17 protein-coding genes are annotated in these 18423 nt (G+C 73.2%); 13 read left to right on the top strand and 4 right to left on the bottom strand.

All coding sequences use genetic code 11. From position 1 onward, the window contains the following. Nucleotides 1-11: 11 nt before the first annotated feature. Genes ACFVYK_RS17495 through hutI form a run of 3 tightly spaced genes read left to right on the top strand, consistent with a single transcriptional unit; the run spans nt 12 to nt 3843 of the window. Nucleotides 12-1259 (top strand): allantoate amidohydrolase, encoded by a 1248-nt coding sequence (locus ACFVYK_RS17495; protein ID WP_389774553.1) that lies wholly within the window; start codon nt 12-14, stop codon nt 1257-1259. Beyond that, nucleotides 1256-2602, top strand: a complete 1347-nt coding sequence (locus tag ACFVYK_RS17500; RefSeq protein WP_389774448.1) for a formimidoylglutamate deiminase — start codon at nt 1256-1258, stop codon at nt 2600-2602. Before ACFVYK_RS17495 ends, ACFVYK_RS17500 begins: the two co-directional genes overlap by 4 nt. A gap of 35 nt (nt 2603-2637) precedes the next feature. Further along, entirely contained in the window at nt 2638-3843 is a 1206-nt protein-coding gene (hutI, locus tag ACFVYK_RS17505) for an imidazolonepropionase (RefSeq protein WP_389774451.1), read from the top strand. Nucleotides 3844-4039: 196 nt separating this feature from the next. Here the strand turns inward: hutI and ACFVYK_RS17510 are convergent, their stop codons facing one another. Both ACFVYK_RS17510 and ACFVYK_RS17515 read right to left on the bottom strand, forming a co-directional pair. Then, complete coding sequence (locus tag ACFVYK_RS17510; RefSeq protein ID WP_389774454.1) at nt 4040-4387, bottom strand: ricin-type beta-trefoil lectin domain protein; 348 nt, start codon at nt 4385-4387, stop codon at nt 4040-4042. A 129-nt stretch (nt 4388-4516) separates the two neighbouring features. Beyond that, nucleotides 4517-5452, bottom strand: a complete 936-nt coding sequence (locus ACFVYK_RS17515; protein WP_389774456.1) for an RNA polymerase sigma factor SigF — start codon at nt 5450-5452, stop codon at nt 4517-4519. A 240-nt stretch (nt 5453-5692) separates the two neighbouring features. Between ACFVYK_RS17515 and ACFVYK_RS17520 the strand changes: the two genes are divergently transcribed. The 6 genes from ACFVYK_RS17520 to ACFVYK_RS17545 all read left to right on the top strand — a co-directional run bounded on the left by ACFVYK_RS17520 (nt 5693) and on the right by ACFVYK_RS17545 (nt 11778). Then, complete coding sequence (locus ACFVYK_RS17520) at nt 5693-6088, top strand: STAS domain-containing protein (protein WP_069768540.1); 396 nt, start codon at nt 5693-5695, stop codon at nt 6086-6088. Nucleotides 6089-6291: 203 nt separating this feature from the next. Then, nucleotides 6292-6855 carry an ATP-binding protein gene (locus ACFVYK_RS17525; RefSeq protein ID WP_389774458.1) on the top strand — a complete coding sequence of 188 codons (564 nt, stop codon included), beginning with the start codon at nt 6292-6294 and terminating at the stop codon, nt 6853-6855. Between the two features lie 817 nt (nt 6856-7672). Next, on the top strand, nt 7673-8413 hold the full coding sequence (locus tag ACFVYK_RS17530) for an LPXTG cell wall anchor domain-containing protein (RefSeq protein ID WP_389774461.1): 741 nt from the start codon (nt 7673-7675) through the stop codon (nt 8411-8413). A gap of 29 nt (nt 8414-8442) precedes the next feature. After that, on the top strand, nt 8443-9270 hold the full coding sequence (locus ACFVYK_RS17535) for a hypothetical protein (RefSeq protein ID WP_389774462.1): 828 nt from the start codon (nt 8443-8445) through the stop codon (nt 9268-9270). Next, nucleotides 9267-10445 carry a hypothetical protein gene (locus tag ACFVYK_RS17540; RefSeq protein WP_389774464.1) on the top strand — a complete coding sequence of 393 codons (1179 nt, stop codon included), beginning with the start codon at nt 9267-9269 and terminating at the stop codon, nt 10443-10445. Before ACFVYK_RS17535 ends, ACFVYK_RS17540 begins: the two co-directional genes overlap by 4 nt. A gap of 64 nt (nt 10446-10509) precedes the next feature. Next, a complete protein-coding gene (locus ACFVYK_RS17545; RefSeq protein ID WP_389774556.1) occupies nt 10510-11778 on the top strand; it encodes a hypothetical protein in 1269 nt (422 codons plus the stop codon). A gap of 103 nt (nt 11779-11881) precedes the next feature. Here the strand turns inward: ACFVYK_RS17545 and ACFVYK_RS17550 are convergent, their stop codons facing one another. Then, a complete protein-coding gene (locus ACFVYK_RS17550; RefSeq protein ID WP_389774467.1) occupies nt 11882-13378 on the bottom strand; it encodes an oligopeptide:H+ symporter in 1497 nt (498 codons plus the stop codon). 522 nt (nt 13379-13900) lie between these two features. On the opposite strand from ACFVYK_RS17550, the gene ACFVYK_RS17555 reads away from it, so the two are divergent. After that, a complete protein-coding gene (locus tag ACFVYK_RS17555; RefSeq protein ID WP_069768534.1) occupies nt 13901-14578 on the top strand; it encodes a response regulator transcription factor in 678 nt (225 codons plus the stop codon). A 135-nt stretch (nt 14579-14713) separates the two neighbouring features. Further along, nucleotides 14714-15988: an ATP-binding protein gene (locus ACFVYK_RS17560; protein WP_389774469.1), complete on the top strand. Its 1275-nt coding sequence runs from the start codon at nt 14714-14716 to the stop codon at nt 15986-15988. A gap of 57 nt (nt 15989-16045) precedes the next feature. Here the strand turns inward: ACFVYK_RS17560 and ACFVYK_RS17565 are convergent, their stop codons facing one another. Continuing rightward, nucleotides 16046-16561, bottom strand: a complete 516-nt coding sequence (locus ACFVYK_RS17565; RefSeq protein WP_389774471.1) for a GtrA family protein — start codon at nt 16559-16561, stop codon at nt 16046-16048. A gap of 201 nt (nt 16562-16762) precedes the next feature. On the opposite strand from ACFVYK_RS17565, the gene ACFVYK_RS17570 reads away from it, so the two are divergent. After that, on the top strand, nt 16763-17902 hold the full coding sequence (locus ACFVYK_RS17570) for a 5-(carboxyamino)imidazole ribonucleotide synthase (RefSeq protein WP_389774472.1): 1140 nt from the start codon (nt 16763-16765) through the stop codon (nt 17900-17902). Between the two features lie 20 nt (nt 17903-17922). Further along, on the top strand, nt 17923-18420 hold the full coding sequence (purE, locus tag ACFVYK_RS17575; protein WP_389774558.1) for a 5-(carboxyamino)imidazole ribonucleotide mutase: 498 nt from the start codon (nt 17923-17925) through the stop codon (nt 18418-18420). Nucleotides 18421-18423 lie beyond the last annotated feature (3 nt).

Raw genomic sequence — 18423 nt, forward strand, 5'->3', positions numbered from 1 at the left:
CCTTCCAGGAGATGTGGCGCGAGCTGGCTCCCGTCGGACGCCACCCCGGCTCCGGCGGCTACCGCCGCTACGCCTGGACCGCCGCCGACGCCGACTGCCGGGCCTGGTTCCGGCAGCAGGCCGAGACGCGGGGACTGACGTACGAGGTCGACCGCAACGGCAACCAGTGGGCGTGGCTCGGGGACCCGACCGCCGGGGACGCCGTCGTCACGGGGTCGCACCTCGACTCCGTGCCCGACGGCGGCGCCTTCGACGGGCCCCTCGGGGTCGTGTCCTCGTTCGCCGCCCTGGACGAACTGCGCGCCCGGGGGGCGACGCCGCGCAAACCGCTCGCCCTCGTCAACTTCGGTGACGAGGAGGGCGCCCGGTTCGGGCTCGCGTGCGTCGGGTCGCGGCTCACCGCCGGGCGCCTCACCGTCGAGCAGGCGCACCGGCTCACCGACGGCGACGGCATCACCCTGCCGCAGGCCATGGAGGCCGCCGGGCACGACCCCGACGCCCTCGGCGCCGATCCGCAGCGGCTCGGCCGCATCGGCGCGTTCGTCGAGCTGCACGTCGAACAGGGGCGCGCGCTGGACCTCAGCGGCGAACGGGTCGGCCTCGCGAGCGCCATCTGGCCGCACGGGCGCTGGCGCTTCGACTTCCTCGGCGAGGCCAACCACGCCGGCACCACCCGCCTCGTGGACCGGCGCGACCCCATGCTGTCGTACGCCGAGACGGTCCTCGCCGCCCGCCGCGAGGCGGAACTCGCGGGCGCCGTCGCCACCTTCGGCAAGATCTCCGTCGAGCCGAACGGCGTCAACGCCATCCCCTCCCTGGTGCGCGGCTGGCTCGACTCCCGCGCCGCCGACCAGGCCGCCCTGGACCAGGTGGTGGGGGGCGTCGAGAAGGCCGCCCGCGAGTACGCCGAGGCCCACGGCATCGACCTGGCCGTGGTCCGTGAGTCGTTCACGCCCGTGGTCGAGTTCGACCACGCCCTGCGCGACGAACTGGCCCGCATCCTGGGCGCCGACACGGGCGGGGACACGGGCTTGGGCCCGGGCGTGGGCCCGGGCGGGACCGGTCTGCGGGTCCCCGTGCTCGGCACCGGCGCGGGACACGACGCCGGGATCCTCTCCGGAAGCATCCCGACCGCCATGCTGTTCGTGCGCAACCCCACGGGCGTCTCGCACTCCCCGGCCGAGTTCGCCGCCGAGGACGACTGCGTGGCCGGGGTGCTCGCACTCGCCGACGTACTGGAAGGGCTGGCCTGCAGGTGACGCACTCCCCCACGCGGACGTACTGGCTGGAGCACGCCTGGCTCGACACCCACGTCGAGCCGGGAGTCGCCGTCGAGGTCGCGGACGGCCGGATCACGGCCGTCCGCACGGACGTGCCCGCCCCGCCCCCCGGCGCCGAGATCCTGCGCGGCCTGACCCTGCCGGGGCTGGCGAACGCCCACTCGCACGCCTTCCACCGCGCCCTGCGCGGGACCGTCCAGGTCGGCTCCGGCACCTTCTGGACCTGGCGCGAGGTCATGTACTCGGTCGCCGACAAGCTGACCCCGGAGACGTACCACGCGCTCGCCCGCGCCGTGTACGCCGAGATGGCGCTGGCCGGCGTCACCTCCGTCGGCGAGTTCCACTACGTGCACCACGCCCCCGGCGGCGCCCGCTACGCCGACCCCAACGCCATGGGCGAAGCCCTGATCGCGGCGGCCGCCGAGGCCGGCATCCGCATCACCCTCCTCGACACCGCCTACCTGTCCGCCGGCTTCGGACAGCCGCCCACCGCCCACCAGCTCCGCTTCTCCGACGGGACCGCCGACGCCTGGGCCGAACGCTGTTCAGTTCTCAAGGAACGGGACCACGCGCGGATCGGGGCGGCGATCCACTCCGTACGGGCCGTGCCCGCCGGCCAGTTGGAGACCGTCGCCCGCTGGGCCGAGGAGCGGCGGGCCCCGCTGCATGTGCACCTGTCCGAGCAGACCGCCGAGAACGACGCCTGCCGGGAAGCCCACGGATGCACCCCGACCCAGCTGCTCGCCCTGCACGGCGTGCTCGGACCGCGCACCACCGGCGTCCACAACACCCACCTCACCGCCGAGGACGTCTCCCTCATCGGCGGCAGCGGCACCGGCACCTGCATGTGCCCCACGACCGAACGCGACCTCGCCGACGGCATCGGGCCCGCGGTAGCCCTGCAGAACGAGGGCTCCCCGCTCTGTCTCGGCTCCGACAGCCACGCCGTCGTCGACCTGCTCGAAGAGGCACGCGCGATGGAGCTCGACGAGCGGCTGCGCACCCGCACCCGCGGTCACTGGACCGCGGCCGCGCTGCTGCGCGCCGCGTCCGCCGACGGCCACGCCGCCCTCGGCTGGCAGGAGGCGGGAACGATCGAGGAAGGCGCCCTCGCCGACCTCACGACCATCGCGCTCGACTCGGTCAGGACAGCGGGGCCGCTGCCCAGGCTCGGCGCCGAGACGGCCGTATTCGCCGCGAGCGCGGCGGACGTACGGCACACGATCGTGGGCGGACGGCACATCGTGCGCGACGGGGCGCACGCGCTCGTGCCGGACGTGCCGCAGGCCCTCGCGCAGGCCGTCGACGCCCTGCGCGGCTGACCACCGCCCCCAGCCCCGCCACCCACGAGGACGCCATGAGCAGCACCGTCATCACCGACATCGCCACGCTGGTCACCAACGATCCCTCCCTCGGATGGGGGTCCTCCCGGTCGAGCAAATTCGATGGGGGAGGTTCGCCTCTCGGACTGATCCGGGACGCGGCCGTCGTCGTCGACGGCGACCGTGTCGTCTGGACCGGTGAATCAAGCAAAGCACCCGCCACTGACAACCGGGTCGACGCCGGCGGCCGGTCGGTGCTCCCCGGCTTCGTCGACTCCCACTCCCACCTGGTGTTCGCGGGCGACCGCACCGAGGAGTTCAACGCCCGCATGTCGGGCCGCGGTTACACGGCGGGCGGCATCCGCACCACGGTGGCGGCCACCCGGGCGGCGAGCGACGCGGAACTGGAGGCGAACCTCACCCGGTATCTGAGCGAGGCCCTCAGCCAGGGCACCACCACCTTGGAGACCAAGTCGGGCTACGGCCTGACGGTCGCCGACGAGGCACGCGCCCTGCGCCTGGCCGCCGCCCACACCGACGAGGTCACCTACCTCGGCGCCCACATCGTCGCCCCCGAGCACGCGGACGACCCCGCCGCGTACGTGGCCCTGGTCACCGGCGAGATGCTCGACGCCTGCGCCCCGCACGCCCGCTGGATCGACGTCTTCTGCGAGAAGGGCGCCTTCGACGGCGACCAGGCCCGCGCGATCCTGACCGCGGGCAAGGCGAAGGGACTGCACCCCCGCATCCACGCCAACCAGCTGTCCTACGGCCCCGGCGTGCAGCTGGCGGTCGAACTGGACGCGGCCAGCGCAGACCACTGCACCCACCTCACGGACGCGGACGTGGACGCGCTGGCGAGCGGCGACACGGTCGCCACGCTGCTGCCGGGCGCCGAGTTCTCCACCCGCGCCGAGTGGCCGGACGCCCGTCGGCTGCTGGACGCGGGCGTCACCGTCGCCCTCTCCACGGACTGCAACCCCGGTTCGTCCTTCACGTCGTCCGTGCCGTTCTGCGTCGCGCTCGCCGTGCGGGACATGGGCATGACCCCGGACGAGGCGGTGTGGTCGGCCACGGCGGGCGGGGCGGCGGCCCTGCGCCGCACCGACGTGGGCCGGCTGACCCCCGGCGCCTACGCCGACCTGACCCTGCTGGACGCCCCGAGCCACGTCCACCTGGCCTACCGCCCGGGCGTGCCGCTGGTGTCCGGCGTGTGGCGCAGAGGCGTGCGCGTGGTCTGAGGGCGCGACGCCCGCGGGCCGCCCGCGAAGAGCCCGGCCGCGGTCGCGCCGCAATCCGGGCGGCGGTCTCGGCGGCCGTCTCGGCGCGGGGTGGGCTCGGCGGGGGCGCGTCCCCGGTCCGCCGCCGATCGGCCCCAGCCGGTGACAGACCACGACGAGAACGGCACGGCTCCGGCGGCCCGGCCCGAGGCACGGCTCAGGCCGCCCCGGCCCGCCACACCTGGTGCGCGGCCTCGTCGAGCAGTTCGAACGACAGGGAGCCGGCGTCGTCCGCCGTCAGGGCCGACAGGAGTGCGATCGCCGGCCGGATCCTGCCGTCGTCGTCCACGCTGAACGTCAGGTTCCGGCCGTTGGATCCGGTCACCGGGTCGCAGCTCCAGACGCCGACGCCGTGGTCGACCGCGCCACGGCTGTCCAGGCAGAAGTCGGGATCGGCGTACGACTGGAGCACCCCGCGCGCGGAGTCGACCCGCCAGCGCTGGCTCGGGGAGGCGGAGCACGGCACGGTGACGACGTCCGTGCCGTTGTCGAGGTCGCCGGCCACCTCCAGACAGCGGCGGAAGAGGCGTGCGGACGAAGGGGCAGGCCGACGTCCGCGTCCGGGCGATCGAGCGCGCTCGACGGCCCGGACGCGAAAGACCGGCCGCGGGCGGCGGCCGTCTTCCGGGCGGTCCTACTCCTCGACCGTCAGCGCCTTGCGCAGCCGCACCAGCGTGCGCGACAGCAACCGCGACACGTGCATCTGCGAGATGCCGAGTTCCTCGCCGATCTCCGACTGGGTCAGACCGGCGACGAAGCGCAGGGAGAGGATCTGCCGGTCGCGCGGGGCGAGTTCGGCGATCAGGGGCTTCAGCGACTCGATGTACTCGATGCCTTCGAGGCTGTTGTCCTCGTAGCCGATGCGATGGGCGAGGGCGCCCTCCGCGTCGTCGTCCTGCGGCTGCGCGTCCAGCGAGGACGCGGTGTAGGCGTTGGACGCGGCCATGCCCTCGACGATCTCGTCGTCGGAGCGGCCGAGACGCTCGGCCAGTTCCGCGACCGTGGGTGCGCGGTCGAGCTTCTGGGCCAGTTCGTCGCCCGCCTTGGCCAGGTCGAGCCGGAGCTCCTGGAGGCGGCGCGGGACGCGCACCGACCACGACGTGTCCCGGAAGAAGCGCTTGATCTCGCCGATGATGGTGGGCATCGCGAAGGTCGGGAACTCGACCCCTCGCGAGAGTTCGAAGCGGTCGATCGCCTTGATCAGGCCGATGGTGCCGACCTGGATGATGTCCTCCATGGGCTCGCTGCGGGAGCGGAACCGGGAGGCGGCGAACTTGACCAGCGCGAGGTTGAGCTCGACGAGGGTGTTGCGTACGTACGAGTAGTCGTGGGTGCCCTCTTCGAGGGACTCGAGCCGTGCGAAGAGGGTCTTGGACAGAGCCCGCGCGTCGACGGATCCGACCTCGTCGAACGGGGGGATCTCCGGGAGTCCGGCGAGGGCGTCGGTGGGGTCGACGTCCGGCGCCGCGTTCTGGGCGATGGGTTCCAGATGTTCTTGGACCGGAGGGGGTGTCGACGTCGCTCCGCGGGTATGCGGTGCGTCGAGCCGGGGTGACATGATGTCCTCCATCGTTCTCGGCGTAGGGCTGCCGAAGCCACTGAGCGCACTACGGTGTGCGGCGCCTCCAAAGCCGGCCGTGTCGGTCTGCGTGTTCGTACTAGGCCTACCTGCTTTACTTGACCGATCGCAAGTGCACTTCGTCCGCTTATGTCTGTTTGTGTGCGATTGTTCGGGTGTTGAGGTGCGGGTCGAGGGCGTAGTGTTCGAGGGCGTCAGAAAGCAGTTCGCGACCCCAGGAGAAGAGACGGCATGGACCGCGGGACGGTCGGCAGCGCACAGTCGGGCCGGCTTCTGGTCGAGGTGCGGGAAGAGGGCCCCAGTGCCGTCGTGACCCCGGCGGGTGAGTTGGATCACCACACCGCCGATCTGTTGCGCGAGCCACTCGAAGCCTGCCTCGCCAGAGGTCGCAGTCGCCTGGTGGTCGACTGCACACGCCTGGAGTTCTGCGACTCCACCGGGCTCAACGTGCTGCTCGGAGCCCGCCTCAAGGCGGAGGCGGCCGGCGGCGCGGTCCATCTGGCGGGGATGCTCCCCGTCGTGGCCAGGGTCTTCGAGATCACCGGCGCGGACGCCGTGTTCACCGTGCACGACACGGTCGAGGCGGCGCTGGCCGACGAGCGCGACGGACAGGACGAGGACGGCTGAGTTCCGCCGTCCGCCCGGCGTCGACCACGACACGGGCGAGAACGGGGGTGTCCCGCCCGCCACGCAGGGCAGGAGACATCCTGGACCCGCACATGTCGGCGGCGACGCCGACGCGAACGCCGTCCGGCCACGCACGACTCTGCAGAGATCCGACTCTTGAATGGTGAACCGGTCAATCGGGGAATCGGTGAGGTGAAGCGCTGATGAGCACCACCCGGCCTTACTCGCCGGGCGACCGCGGCCCGGAGCCCAGCCCGGAGCCCAGCGGCGCTTCCGCGGCGTCCCAGGGGGACGCTCGGGGGGCCGGGACGCCCGGCGGGGGCACGGCTGCCGTGGCGCCCGGGTCGCCGGGCGGCCCTCAGGTGCGCCGGCTGAGCTTCGACGACGCCAGCGGCGTCGTCCCGCTCGCCCGCGACTTCGCCCGCCAGGCGCTGTACGCGTGGGGCTGGCTGCCGGCCGCCACCGCCGACCGGCGGGCCGCCGCCGAGGACGTGCTGCTCGTCGTCTCCGAGCTGGTCACCAACGCGTGCCTGCACGCCGAGGGGCCCGACGCGATGGTCCTGTCCTGCGACAACAAGGTGATCCGCGTCGAGGTCTCCGACCGCGGCACGGGCCAGCCGGCGCCGCGCACCCCGCACCGCGCGGGCCGCCCCGGCGGACACGGCATGTTCATCGTCCAGCGCCTCTGCCTCGACTGGGGCGTCATGCGGACGCAGGGCGTCACCGGCAAGACGGTCTGGGCCGAACTCGGCGCCGCCCCGGCCTGACCACCCCCACGCGGACATGCCGCCCCCGGCCAGGTCCTGAGCCCGACCGTTCGCCCCCGGCCAGGTCCTGAGCCCGACGGTCCCCGACCCCGGGCTGACCGTGCCGGTTCGGTCCCAGGCTGACCGTGCCGGTTGAGGTCCCGGCTCGACCGTGCCGGTTCGGGTCTCGGCTCGACCGTCCCGGCTCGACCGTCCCGGTTCGGGTCTCGGCTCGACCGTCCCGGTTCCGCTGTCCCGGTTCGGGTCTCGGGCTGACCGTGCCGGTGCGGGTCCTGGGCTGACCGTCCCGGCTCGGGTCCTGGCCTGACTGTGCTGGTGCGGGTCCCGGGCTGACCGTCCCGACTCCGGTTCCGGCTTGACCGTGCCGGTTGAGGTCCCGGCCCGACCGCGCCGCGGCTGTGGGCTGCGGTTGCGACCTGGCTGTCCCGGCTGCGGCTGCGACTCCTTCGTCCGGGGCGCCCGCCCGGGCCTGACCGGTCCGGCCGTCGGCGGGCGGTCGCCGGCGTTCCCCCGGGTCTCTCGTTCCCGGTCGCTGTCGTGTCCTCGCCGGTGGCGGTGGCGGTGGTCGGTGGCCGGTCCCCGGCTGTGCGGCGCCGACGCCGGCCCTGGGGCGCCGCCCCCGGGGCTGTCGGTGTTCTTCTCGTGCGGGGTGGTGGGCGGTTTTCGGTTCGGCGCGGGGCGGCCCGATCCGCCCGCCGGATCGTCAGAAGTCCGGCCCGTACCTTCTCTTCCCTCCTCATCGCCTCGGGCGTACCTTGACGGCTCAATCTGATGCCTCGTCAGTAAGGCGGGGCGGTGGGAGTGAGGGGACGGGACCGTGTCGAACCGGAAGCGAACCGCCGTGCTCGCGACGGCCGCGGCCCTGGCCGGCTCGGCGGTGCTGACGGCCGCCCCGGCGGCCATGGCCGAGGTCGTCAACGTCAACTACGGCTGCAAGACGCCCATCGGAGACAAGAGCGCCGTCTCGCCGATCGACATCAAGGGCGTCAGGAGCGGCGACGGCTACAAGATCACGATGTCCTGGCAGAAGGGCGTCTCCTCCAGCCCCGTCGAACTCGGCGCGGGCTCCATGAAGCCGAGCGCCACCATCAAGCTGGGCGGAGCCGACAGCGGCACCCTGAACGTCACGGGCCCGGCCAACCAGGCCGCGATCCCCGAGAACACCCCCATCAAGATCAACGATCTGAGCGGGACGTACACGCCTGAGAAGAGCGGCAAGGTCACCTTCACGGCCGGCGTGCTGACCATCAAGGCGCTCGGCACCACGACCACCTGCACGCCCTCCAACAGCCCCGGCCCCTCCCTCACCCTCGACGTGAGCGCACCGGGTGGCGGCAGCGCGAGCGGCGGCGGGGGCACGAGCGGCGGAGGTGCGAGCGGCGGCAGCACGAGCGGCGGGAGCACGAGCGGCGGCGGCTCCGGCGGGCAGCTCCCGCAGACCGGCCCCGAGGACTCCGCGATCGCCCTCGGCACCCTCGGCGGCACCGTGCTGCTCGCGGGCGCGGCGGGCGCCCTGTGGCTGACCAGGCGCGACCAGCCGGCCCGCGCCCGCCGCTGACCGCCCCCGGAGGAGCGCTGGAGCCCCCGATGCCGTACGCCACCGTCCGCGTCCTGCTGCTGTCCCTGCCGCTGCTGCTCGCCGGCGCGCCGGCCGCCGGCCCGGCCGGCTGGTCGGCGTCGCCCTCCGGAGGGGGCCGGCCGTCGTTCTATGCCGAGGGCACGCCCGGAACGGCGCTGCGGGACGCGGTCGCCGTGACCAACCGGGGGACCGGGCCGCTCTCCGTGAGGCTGCGCGTCACCGGCGCCGGTCTGCGGGCCGCCTTCGCCGAACCCGTCCTCGACATCTCCGCCCGCACCCGGGCCGAGGTGCCCTTCACGGTGACGGTCCCGGTGGACGCCCGGCCCGGCGACCGGGGCGGCCGGATCGTCGTGCGGGACTCCGCGGGACGGGAGAGCGACGTCCGGCTGCTGGTCCGGGTCGTCGGGCCGCGGCTGGCCGCGCTGACCGTCGAGCACGTGGCCGTGCGCGGCGACCGCATCACCTACGAGCTGGTCAACCGCGGCACCACGGTCCTCGTCCCGCGGCTCGCCGTGCACGCGGACGGCGTGCTGGGCGCCGTCCTGGACCGCGCCCCGCGTGACCTGCCCGTGCGCCTGCCCCCGGGCAGTCGCCTCGCGCTGCACGAGCCCTGGCCCGACCGTCCGGCCCTGGACGCCGTCACCGTGCGGTTGACGGTCACCGCGCCCGGCGCGGCACGGGCCACCGGGCGGGCGTCCGCGCGGTTCGTGCCGCGGGTCGCCGTGGCGGCCACGGCGGCCGGCGCCCTGTCGGCCGCGGCCGCGGCCGTGTTCGTACGACGACGTCGGCTCCGGCCGGCCGCCACCGAAGCCGAGCCGAGGGGAGCGCTGACATGAGAGGCGAACTGCGGATCACGGCGGCGGCGCCGGTCCTGCTCCTCCTGCTGCTGTTCCTGGTCCCGTCGGCCGCCCCGGCCGCGGCCGCCGGCCGACCGGCGGTGAAGCTGTCGGCGGCGCAGGCGGGCACGGGCGGCTCGATCACCGTGAGCGGCAGCGGCTGGCGGCCGCGCACGCTGCTGATGCTGCTGGTCTGCGGGCAGGCCACGCCGGCCCGGGGGGTGATCGGCGGCACCAACTCCTGCGCCAACGCCGACGGGCGGGCGGTCACCACCGACGCCGACGGCCGCTTCAGCCGGGCGCTGCCGGTGACCGAGCCGCCGGCGCCCTGCCCCTGTGTCGTGCACGTGGCCACCGCCACCGGCGCGAAGGCGCAGGCCGACGCGGCGTTCCAGGTGGCCGGGCACCCGGTCGAACCGCTGCCCGCGCAGACGGGCGGCGGACGTCTGTCCGTGCTCACCGACACCCGGCTCGACGGCTCCTCGGGCCTGCTGACCTGGTTCGGCGCGCCGCCCGCCCGCACCCTGGCGTTCACCGTCGGCAACGTCGGCACGGCGGCCGTGAAGGACCCGGTGTTCGAGGTCGGCGCCGCGCACGGGGTGTTCGCCCCGCAGTGGGACGAGCGGCAGTGGCGGGGCACGATCGACCCCGGTGCGAAGGCCCGCGTGGAACTGCCCGTCGAACTGGCCGCGGGCGCCCACGGCGACTACACGGTCTCCCTGAAGTACGGCGGGAAGGTCCTCGCCGAGCAGCCGTGGGGCGTGGGACGCCCGTGGGGCGTGACCCTGTTCTGGATCCTGCTCTGCCTGGTCGTGCCGGCGGCGCTGTTCCGCGTCGGGCTGGCGGTGGTGGACCGGGTGCGTCCGCGCCATCCGGCCCGGCGGCCCTCCCGCGGCTCCCGCGCCCCCCACGCCTCGTGGCCGTCCCGGCGCGGGCGGGGCGCGGCCGCCCGCACCCCGCGGGCCGCCCGCACCCCGCGGGCCGCGCCCCCCGCCCCGAGCCCGAGCCTGCCGTGGTTCACCCAGGACACCGGTCCGGGCCCCGCGGCACGGCCCACCGCACCGCAGGAAGACCGGCCGACGAGTGCGCCGGGTCCCACGAGTCCGACGACTCCCCTCAACCCGACGACTCCCCTCAACCCCACGACTCCGGCAGGAAGGGATCCACGTGAGTGAGAGAGCCAAGCCACCCGAGCGAGCCCCCGCGCGCAGGCGGGCGGCGGCCGCGGGCGCCGCCGTCCTGCTCACCGGGGCGGCCGTCCTGCTGGGCGCGAGCGCCGGTCAGGCGCAGGCCGCCGAGGTGTCCTACGCCACCAAGTGCGTGCCGCCCTCGGGCATCGGCCTGCCGGACGTCGTCGGCACGACGAAGGTGGAGATCACGGCGCCGGCCACGGCGAAGGTCGGCGACACCGTCGACGTCGTCTGGAAGTTCACGCAGGCCGCGTCGAAGAACCCCGACATCATCGATCTGCCGGCGAACTCCGTCCAGCCGTCCGGCACCCTCAAGGCGGCCGGCGCGCAGAGCGCCGACATCGCGATGCAGGGACCGCGCGAGAACCCGGCGATCCCCAAGGGCGGCGCGATGACGCTGTCCGACATGAAGGGATCGCTGAAGCTGACCACGGCCGGACAGGTGACGCTGACGCCGGACGCGTACGTCGTCAACGCGCTGTCGACGGACACCAGGTGCGCGCCGACGGAGGCCGTCCAGCCCTCGGCGACCATCACGGTGACGGCCGGCGGCGGAAGTTCGGGCTCGTCGAGCGGCAGCCCCTCGCCGAGCGGGTCGTCGACTCCCTCGGGCACGCCCGGCGGGTCCGGGACGCCGTCCGCGTCGCCGTCGTCCGTCCCGAGCCCGTCCGCGACCGGCGGCGGCTCCGGGCGGACGGACTTCACCGGCAAGGTCGTCGACGTTCCCTACACCTGCCAGTCGCCCATCGGCGAGAAGAAGGCCACCTCCCCGGTGCAGATCAACGCCAGGCGGAACGGCGGGAGTTACGCCCTGACCGTGCAGTTCAAGAAGTCGGTCATGAACAGCCCGATCGACATCCCGGCCGGTTCCGTGAAGCCGTCGATGCAGGTGACCCTGGGCGGCTCGGACAAGGGCGCGGTGAAGGTGACGGGGCCGGCCAACTCCGCTCCGGTCAAGCAGGGCGCCCCGATCCAGATCCCCGATCTGACCGGCGTGTACAAGCCCGGCGCGACCGGTGCGTCCACGCTCTCGCCGGGCGTCCTCGTCATCGAGGCCCTGGGCACGACCACCACCTGCACCCCGGACAGCACGGCGGTCTCGCTGACGCTGACCACCGAGGAGCAGGCGGGCGGCGCGTCGGGCGGCAGCGGTTCGTCGTCCTCGTCGTCCGGCGGCGGCGCCACCGGAGGCGGCGGCCTCGCGGAGACGGGCTCCGGGGACCACGGCGCGCTGAAGGCCCTGGGCCTGGTGTCGGGCACCGCGGTGCTGCTGGGCGGGGCGGTGTTCACGTTCCTGCCGGGCCGGAGGACCCGCTGACCCGCTGACCCGTCCACGGCCCCGACGCGCGGCCGAAGCCGGAGACGGGTGAGGGCCGGCGCACCCACCCGGGTGCGCCGGCCCTCACCTGCCGTGGCGGACGTCAGTTGACGCTGCCCATGAGTTCCTTGACCTTCTTGCGGTACATCCACACCGCTACTCCGGCGAGGACGGCGAGCACGGCCTCCAGGGCCACGATCCCCGTCTTGTTGAGATCGACGCCGGCGATGGACAGCAGACCGGTCGTGGCGTCACCGGCGGTGACGGCCAGGAACCAGACGCCCATCATCTGCGAGGCGTACTTCGCGGGAGCCATCTTGGTGGTGACCGACAGGCCGACCGGGGAGAGGGTGAGCTCGCCGACGGTCTGCACGAAGTAGATCGCCGCCAGCCACAGCGCGGCCGCCTTGTGACCGCCCTCGGCGATCGACAGCGGGGCCAGGAAGAGGAAGAAGGACGCGCCGACCAGCACGAGGCCCGTCGCGAACTTCACCGCGGTGCTCGGCTCCTTGCCGCGCCGGGCCAGCGCCAGCCAGGCCCAGGCGAAGAGCGGGGCCAGCGCCATGATCAGGACCGGGTTGACCGACTGGTACCAGGAGACCGGGAATTCCCAGCCGAGGACGGTGTTCTTCGCCGACGACTCGGCGAACAGGGACAGCGTCGAGCCGCCCTGGTCGTAGATCATCCAGAACACGGCCGCGGCGACGAAGAACCAGATGTACGCCGTCAGCTTGGACTGCTCGGCGCGGTCCAGCTCCTTGTCCCGCTTCATGCGGGCGATGACCAGGACCGGGATGATCAGGCCGGCCACCGTGATCGGGACCAGCAGCCAGTTCAGCGTGTAGACGCCGGAGACGCCCACGACGGCGTAGAAGACGATCGCGACGGTCGCCCAGAACGCGGCCTTGCGCAGCGTGGCCGCCTTCTCCTGCGCGGACAGCGGCGTGGGGACCACGTCCGAGCGCGAGCTCAGGTGACGGCTGCCGAGCAGGAACTGTGCCAGGCCCAGACCCATGCCGAGCGCGGCGAGCGCGAAGCCCAGGTGCCAGTTCACGTTCTCGCCGAGGGTGCCGATGACCAGCGGAGCGGCGAACGCGCCCAGGTTGATGCCGATGTAGAACAGCGTGAAGCCGCCGTCCCGGCGCGGGTCGTCGGGGCCGTCGTAGAGGTGGCCGACCATCGTGGAGATGTTGGCCTTGAGCAGACCGGAGCCGATGGCGACCAGTCCGAGGCCCGCGAAGAACGTGCCGGCGTTCGGCAGCGCGAGGGTCAGATGGCCGAGCATGATGATCGCGCCGGCGACGGCGACGGTCTTGCGGGGGCCGAGCACGCGGTCCGCGAACCAGCCGCCGGGCAGGGCGAGCAGGTACACGAGCGACAGGTAGACCGAGTAGATCGCGGTCGCCGTCGCGGCGCTGAGGTGCAGGCCGCCGGGGGCGACCAGGTACAGCGGAAGCAGGGCCCTCATGCCGTAGTAGGAGAACCGCTCCCACATCTCGGTCATGAAGAGGGTGGCCAGTCCGCGGGGGTGGCCGAAGAAGGTCTTCCCGGAGCCGGGGGTGCCCGGGCGGACCGAGTCCTTCGTCAGGCTGGACGCCATGTCGTTCCTTGCTGCTCGGGACGCGCTGCGCTCACGCGGTGCGCGCCCGGTGGGGGGCGGCCGGCACCGGCGGACCGCCTCGTCCGCCCCTACGCCCGGGGGGAGTCCGCTCCGGGTCTCGAAGCGGTGGACGGCGGTCACCGGGATCCACGCCCCCTCGCGTCGGGGGCCCGGCCACAGGTCATTCCTTCGGGGCCGGGGCGAACCGGCCCGCACACAAAAGAGACCCTCGGCGTCAAGCGGACCGCCAAAGGTCCCTGTGTACTACAGGCGTTCTTTCACCATACGGCAGCACAACGCCGGATATGGAAGGACTTGAGACGCGGATCACAGGTGATCATGGAACCCTGGCGGCGTTTTGAAGGTCTCCACCATCCTGTCATCCCTCGACCGTAGGTCCGTACCAAGATCGGCCGTGCGGTGTCCCCCGCCCCGCGTCCCTGCTGTCCGGCATGTCCCTGGGTAAGAAACAGCGCCGGCGATCACACTTCTGCCCCTGCCCGCGCGGACTACCATCAGCTCATGACCCGTGTACTGCTCGCCGAGGACGACGCGTCCATCTCGGAGCCGCTGGCCCGCGCACTGCGCAGGGAAGGCTACGAGGTCGAGGTGCGCGAGGACGGCCCCACCGCACTCGACGCCGGAATGCAGGGCGGCGTCGACCTGGTCGTCCTGGACCTCGGCCTGCCCGGCATGGACGGCCTGGAGGTGGCCCGCCGGCTGCGCTCCGAGGGGCACGCCATCCCGATCCTCATCCTGACCGCGCGCGCCGACGAGGTGGACACCGTCGTCGGCCTGGACGCGGGCGCCGACGACTACGTCACCAAGCCGTTCCGGCTGGCCGAGCTGCTGGCCCGGGTCCGGGCCCTGCTGCGGCGCGGCGCGTCGGAACCGCAGCAGCCGCCCGCCACGCACGGCGTGCGCATCGACGTCGAGTCGCACCGCGCGTGGATGGGCGACGAGGAACTCCAGCTCACCGCCAAGGAGTTCGACCTGCTGCGGGTCCTGGTGCGCGACGCGGGCCGGGTCGTCACCCGCGACCAGCTGATGCGCGAGGTCTGGGACACCACCTGGTGGTCGTCGACCAAGACCCTCGACATGCACATCTCCTGGCTGCGCAAGAAACTCGGCGACGACGCGGCCAACCCCCGCTACATCGCCACGGTGCGCGGAGTGGGCTTCCGCTTCGAGAAAAGCTGAACGACCCCCCGGGGCCGGCCGGCCGTGCGCGTACGTCGTCGGGTGCGGGCCGGTGGGGCTTCTCGCGCAGTTCCCCGCGCCCCTGAGGGGGCTGCCAGAACCCGCCTGGAATAAGTCACCGCCCCGGAGGGCTCAGTGCGTCGCCGTCTGATTCAGTCCACCCTCGCCGTCGTGCTCGTCGTCATCGCCGTGTTCGGGGTGTCCCTCGTCATCGTCGAGACGCGCACGATCAGCAACAGCGCCCAGGAACGGGTGGACTCCGAGGCGCTGCGGCTGGCCAGCATCGTGGACAGCCGCCTGGTCGGCGCGGAGGACGTCACCTCCGAGATACTGCGCGACCAGGTCACGCAGGACCGTTACGCCGAGATCCGGATCCCCGGCCGGCCGGTCATCGAGGTCGGCCGCCGGCCCGAGGGCGACGTCATCAGGTCGACGGCCCGGGGCGAGGAGGGCGAGACCGTCCTGGTCCAGGAGCCGCGCTCCACGGTGACCCGCGAGGTCGGCCGCACCCTGTTGATCATCGCCCTGGTGGCGCTGCTCGCGGTGATCGCGGCGGTGCTGCTGGCCATCCGCCAGGCCAACCGCCTCGCCTCGCCCCTCACCGACCTGGCGGAGACCGCGGAGCGCCTGGGCTCGGGCGACCCGCGCCCCCGCCACAAGCGGTACGCCGTCCCCGAGCTCGACCGGGTGGCCGACGTCCTCGACTCCTCCGCGGAGCGCATCGCGCGCATGCTCACCGCCGAACGCCGGCTGGCGGCGGACGCCTCCCACCAGCTGCGCACGCCCCTGACGGCCCTGTCCATGCGCCTGGAGGAGATCACCCTCACCGACGACCCGGACACGGTGAAGGAGGAGGCGACCATCGCGCTGACACAGGTCGAGCGGCTGACGGACGTCGTGGAGCGCCTGCTGACCAACGCCCGGGACCCGCGCACCGGCTCGGCGGTCACCTTCGACCTCGACGAGGTCATCCAGCAGCAGCTCGCCGAGTGGCGTCCCGCCTACCGGGGCGTGGGCCGGGCCATCGTCAGCTCCGGGAAACGGCATCTGCGCGCTGTGGGCACGCCCGGCGCGGTCGCCCAGGTGCTGGCCGCCCTGATCGAGAACTCGCTGATGCACGGCGGCGGCACGGTCGCGCTGCGCACCCGCGTCACCGGCAACCAGGCCGTGGTCGAGGTGACGGACGAGGGTCCCGGCGTCCCCGCCGACCTCGGGGCCCGCATCTTCGAGCGGACCATCAGCGGCCGCAACTCCACGGGCATCGGGCTGGCGGTGGCCCGCGACCTGGCGGAGGCGGACGGCGGCCGACTGGAGATGCTCCAGGCCCAGCCCCCGGTCTTCGGCCTGTTCCTGTCCCGCACGGCGCCGCAGAAGCGCACGACGCAGGACGAGGAGCCCACGGTCCGGTGAGGCCCGGGCGGGGCCGCAGGGGCCCAAGACAGCCAAGGGCCCGGTGGGAGGAGAGGGTCAGCTCACGCGCTGCGTGGTCTGGGGCTCCGGCCGCCGGGACTGCTCGGCCACCGTCAGGAACGCCTCGGCGTCGGCCCCGGCCTCCGGCACCGGCAGCGTCCGGAACACCCAGGTGCGGTACGACCAGAACCGGAACAGGGTCGCGACGCCGATGCCGACGAACTTGAAGACGTTGCTCTGCAGCGGGCTGTCCCAGCCGAACCAGTAGGTCGCCGCGTACAGCAGCCCGTTCTCGATCACCAGGCCCACCACGCTGAACAGCAGGAACAGCGTCAGTTCCCGGGTGCGCCCGCTCTTCTCGCGGTCACGGTAGGTGAAGTACCGGAACCCCACGTAGTTGAAGACGATCGCCACGACCGTGGCGATGACGCTGGCGCGCACCACCTGCAGGTCGGTGAGGTGCCGGACGACGTTGAACACGCCCAGGTTCACCAGCAGGCCGGCTGCGCCCACGGCTCCGAACCTGGCCAGCTCGCGGACGAGCCTCTTCAGCCCCGAGGAACCATGTGCCATGGTCGTACAGGCCCCCGTCCGGGATTCGGTTACGTCAACCCAGCCATGCTAACCACCACTCTTCCCGGTTTCCTGCGGTCCGGCTCACGGGTCGGCGCCAAGGAGGGACCGAGGCGGGGAAAACAGCGGGTACGGCCCCGGAAAACGACCGGTGACGGGCGCGGGATTCGGCCGGGGCGGCGTGGCCGATACCCTGGGGGCGTGACGTTCCCGGTAGTCGGCATGGTCGGCGGGGGGCAGCTCGCTCGTATGACACACGAGGCGGGCATCCCGCTCGGCATCAGGTTCAAGCTCCTCAGTGACACCCCACAGGATTCCGCGGCGCAGGTCGTGAGCGATGTCGTCATCGGCGACTACCGCGACCTCGACACGCTGCGCGAGTTCGCGCGCGGGTGCGATGTGATCACCTTCGATCACGAACACGTGCCCACCGAGCACCTCCGGGCGCTGGAGGCGGACGGCATCCCCGTGCGCCCCGGCCCGGACGCGCTCGTGCACGCCCAGGACAAGGGCGTGATGCGGGCCCGCCTCGACGCGCTCGGCGTGCCGTGCCCACGGCACCGGATCGTCAGCGATCCGGCGGACGTCGCCGCGTTCGCCGCGGAGGGCGACGGCTTCCCGGTCGTCCTGAAGACCGTCCGCGGCGGCTACGACGGCAAGGGCGTCTGGGTCGTCGACTCCGCGGAGGAGGCCGAGGACCCCTTCCGCGCGGGCGTCCCCGTCCTCGCCGAGGAGAAGGTCGACTACGTCCGCGAGCTCGCCGCCAACGTCGTGCGCTCCCCGCACGGCCAGGCGGTCGCCTACCCGGTCGTCGAGTCCCGGCAGGTCGGCGGCGTCTGCGACACGGTGATCGCCCCCGCCCCCGGCCTCGACGAGACCCTGGCGCTCCGGGCCGAGCAGCTGGCCCTGACCATCGCCAAGGAACTCGACGTCGTCGGCCACCTCGCCGTCGAGCTGTTCCAGACCCGCGACGGCCGCGTCCTCGTCAACGAGCTGGCCATGCGCCCGCACAACTCGGGCCACTGGTCGATGGACGGCGCGATCACCTCGCAGTTCGCCAACCACGTCCGCGCCGTCCTGGACCTCCCGCTCGGCGACCCGCGCCCGCGCGCCCCCTGGACGGTCATGGTCAACGTCCTCGGCGGCGACTTCCCGGACATGTACTCGGCGTACCTGCACTGCATGGCCCGCGACCCCCAGCTGAAGATCCACATGTACGGCAAGGACGTGAAGCCCGGCCGCAAGGTCGGTCACGTCAACACCTACGGCGACGACCTGAACGACGTCCTCGAACGCGCACGTCACGCAGCCGGATACCTGAGAGGCACGATCACCGAATGAGCCCAGTCGTAGGCATCGTCATGGGGTCGGACTCCGACTGGCCCGTCATGGAGGCCGCCGCCCAGGCCCTCGACGAGTTCGAGATCGCGTACGAGGTCGACGTCGTCTCGGCGCACCGCATGCCGCGCGAGATGATCGCGTACGGCGAGCAGGCGGCCGAACGCGGGCTCAAGGCGATCATCGCGGGCGCCGGCGGCGCGGCCCACCTGCCCGGCATGCTCGCCTCCGTGACCCCGCTGCCGGTGATCGGCGTGCCCGTCCCGCTGAAGCACCTGGACGGCCTGGACAGCCTGCTGTCCATCGTGCAGATGCCGGCCGGCGTCCCCGTCGCCACGGTCTCGGTCGGCGGCGCGCGCAACGCCGGCCTGCTGGCCGCCCGCATCCTCGCCGCCCACGACGAGGACCTGCTCGCCCGGATGCGCGAGTTCCAGCAGGAGCTGAACGACCAGGCCACCGAGAAGGGCAAGCGCCTGCGGGCCAAGGCCGAGGGCTCGAACGGCTTCGGCTTCGGGAAGTGACGG

This window comes from Streptomyces sp. NPDC058291, assembly GCF_042880855.1.
In the GTDB taxonomy this organism is placed as follows: domain Bacteria; phylum Actinomycetota; class Actinomycetes; order Streptomycetales; family Streptomycetaceae; genus Streptomyces.